Consider the following 3,181-nt stretch of genomic DNA (forward strand, 5'->3'; position numbering starts at 1 on the left):
CCGCTTCATCATGACCCATGCCGGCTTGCCCTGCCGCATCACCATCCGCTCCTTCGGACGATCGACCCGCCAGTCCGGCCCGCGCTTCAAAACTGCACAAGTGACGATCAGGTTATAGGCATGCCGCCCCGTCTGCCGTTCGCCCCGCGCACGCTCGCCCTCAAGAACACGGTCCACTTCCGCGCGGATCACCCCGCGCTCATCCTGCCATTCGGGGAAGGGATACCAATCGGCAGGGATATCGAACCCGTCCCGCGCCAGCCGCCGCACCAGCTCGCCAAGCTTCACCGCGTCCTCATGCGGCGCGTCATCCTCAGACCATGTCGGGATCACGCCCCAGGCATTCGGCGAGCGATCGATCAACGTCCCCAGCGTCTCGAAATCACCATACACAGTGCCCGGGCTCGGCATACCCGGCACCAACCGCCCGCCCTCATTCTGCGCCTTGCAAAGCTCCTCCGTGAAAGCCCAGGTCAGCAGCTCTCTGATCGTCATCTTCCTAGTCATATCGCTCTACCTTCCCTGATTTGCATGTTTGCTTCCCCAATTGAGGCCTTACCTTCCCTGCGGCTTTTTCATCACCCATTGTTTTTACTGCCTTTTTCTAAAAGTCAGGGAGGATAGGGAAGGTAGGGAGGATAAATATAACCCTACACATGTGCGCGCGACCTATCGTGTTTGTTCATGCGGCGCATGCCGCATGTGTCTTTTCTATCTCGCGCGCGCCACGCGTAGCATCGCGGCTACCTTCCCTACCTTCCCTACCTTCCAAACCCGTTGATTTTCCAGACCTTTTGGCAGGGAAGGAAACCGCACCTCCACCGCTTCACCCTCCCTAACCTCCCGGTTTCCGTCTCTCTGCGTGATGACGGCGGGAAGCCCGTGCGGGAAGATGCGCGCCCTGCATCATCAAAGGGTGCGGGTTTGCCCGTCATGGAAGGTCTCCCGGCCAGTCTTCGTCGCTGTAGGGTGGCGGCGGATGGTCGCCGTTCTCGCGGAACTCCTCTTTCACGCGGATGCCGAAATAGATCGTCACGCTGCGCTTTCCCTTTCGGAACATGTGCATCGCGCCATCCTCGCCAACCCAGCTCTTGCGTGCCTGGTCGGGGAACCGCTTTGTGAAGGTCGGTTGTCGAAAGTCGGAAAGCCCTTCGCGCCTGGCGAACTTCTGATAGGCGTTGAACAGGTCCAGAGGCGTCTCGGTATCCTCGTCCCGGCCGGTCACGATGCAAGCGCCGCGCACGAATGCGCCGAGCGGATCGTTCTCCTCGCGATATTCCCGCGTCGCGGCCGATATCCCTTCCGGCTCCATAAGCCCGCGTTTCAGATAGTCCAGCGCGCCGCGCACCATCCAGGCGAAGATGCCGGCCTTTTCCGCTCTCAGCTTGCGCGGCAGGTCGCGGTCAACCTCGCCCTCGGGTATCTGCACGTCCCACGGCACCAGCTTCACCCGTCGCCATATCCCGTCGCTGTCATCGCGGATCACCGGCTTGTGGTTGCCGGAGAGAATGATCTTGAACTGCGGCTCGAGTTCGAAGAAATCCTGATTGAGCCGCCGTACCGCGATCGTTTCGCCGCCCGTCAGGCTCTTGATCAGGGCATCCTTAAGCTGCACGCCCATTTCCGGCTCGGATGCCGCCACAAGGCGCGCACCGGGCAACCGCGCAAGATCCGGCGTCGCTTCGGCACCAGATCGGCGCTTGTCGCCCGCGAAACTGTCGATCGACATGGAAACGGCGTAATCGCCCATGATCTCGACCATCAGGTCGACAAATGTGGATTTGCCGTTGCGGCCGGCGCCATAGAAGAACAGAAGGCATTGCTCGCTGGTTTGCCCGAGAAGGCAATAACCCATGAAGCGCTGGATATAGGCGCGCAGATCGGCATTGGGCATGACCTGCTGGAAGAACCGTTCAAAAACCGGCGCACTGGCATCGCGTTCAAGCGTCACCTCGGCAAGCTTTGTGATCAGGTCATGGGCCGCATGCCGGTCAAGCCTGGCTTTCCATGTCCGCGCGCCATCGATCTCCTCGCAGATGAAGCGCAGTGTGCCGGATCGGCAGTTGATGGCATAGAGATCGCGGTTGAATTCGCCGACTTCCTTGGAAAGGTACGGCGTCGCCTCGCTCAGCATGCAGTTCAGCTTGTTGGTCGAGCACGAGCTTTTCGCGTGGTTATGCCGGGACGACATTCGTCCTGACCTGTCATCCTCCACGGCCTGCATTCGCGCCACGTGCTTTTCCAGCGCGCCATATTCCTCATAGTCCTTATCGGTCCATGAGGCTGTCGCGTCGATCATCTTGTTCTTTTCGCGCTCGGCATCCCGTCCCTTCTTGATCCGCGCCTTGATCCCGGCCAGCGTCTCATGAAGTTCATCCACCCAGTCCGCCTTGGCCGGCCCCAGCCGCACCCGCTCCTTCTCCGCTTCGGCAGCGTCCGCAATCAGCTCCTCCAGATGCTTCAGGCGCTCCTCGCTCGCATTGTCATTGGTTGACGGAGGCTTGCCCATGGCCCGCATGCGCTCCCGCGCCAGACGCCCAGCATCGATCGCCGCTCGCTCATCTTCGGAGCAATCGAGCATGATCGCCTCGTCGTCGATGAATTCGGCCGTGCGATGCGCCCATGCCCGAACGATCGAACCGGAAGGGTCTTCTTTCCACCGCGCGCCGTCATATCCATGCCAGCCGACATTGATTACCGAAAGAGCCCGATCGCCATAGCGGCAGACAAAGCGCCGGCCGTTCCCGATGTCGGTTTCCGGTTCGCCTGCGCATTCCTCAAGAATTTCCTCGGGCGAAAGCTTCAGGGAGGGTTCCTCCTCCTCAGCCTCCAGCACCGGCAAAGGGTCCGGGTTTTTCAGATAAGCCGCCCGCGCGGCCGCCCTCTTGGCAATTGCCTCCTCCGCCTCCGGCGAAAGCCCGCCCTTCTTCTTCTTGTTCTCAGGCAAAATCCGCCTCCGTCATCACTTCTGAAAAGTCGCCGGCCCCTTCGGGTGGCCACACGGTCGCCACCACCCGCCCCGGCCGTTCGAACCGCCGTTCCGCCCGAGCCATGGAAAAGGCGGTCTCGAAAGGCTCGCTGTCGCCATCGGCGACCAGCACCAGGTCGTCGACATGGTCTGGCGTGTCCAGGCATTCGCCGGGCGCAAGCCCCGTCTTCGGCAGCGGCCCGGGCACGGTCA

Annotated in this window: 1 protein-coding gene and 2 pseudogenes; all 3 read right to left on the reverse strand. The window is 61.4% G+C overall.

All coding sequences use genetic code 11. The annotated features are described in order from the left end of the window. A pseudogene (locus B4E36_RS16895) lies at positions 1-507 on the reverse strand (hypothetical protein); the annotation flags it as partial. A gap of 424 nt (positions 508-931) precedes the next feature. Next, on the reverse strand, positions 932-2,947 hold the full coding sequence (locus tag B4E36_RS16900; RefSeq protein WP_292058068.1) for a phage/plasmid primase, P4 family: 2,016 nt from the start codon (positions 2,945-2,947) through the stop codon (positions 932-934). Then, a pseudogene (locus B4E36_RS16905) lies at positions 2,940-3,181 on the reverse strand (hypothetical protein); the annotation flags it as partial. The gene B4E36_RS16900 and the pseudogene B4E36_RS16905, both read right to left, overlap by 8 nt.

This window comes from Martelella sp. UBA3392 (assembly GCF_002358775.1).
Lineage (GTDB): Bacteria > Pseudomonadota > Alphaproteobacteria > Rhizobiales > Rhizobiaceae > Martelella > Martelella mediterranea.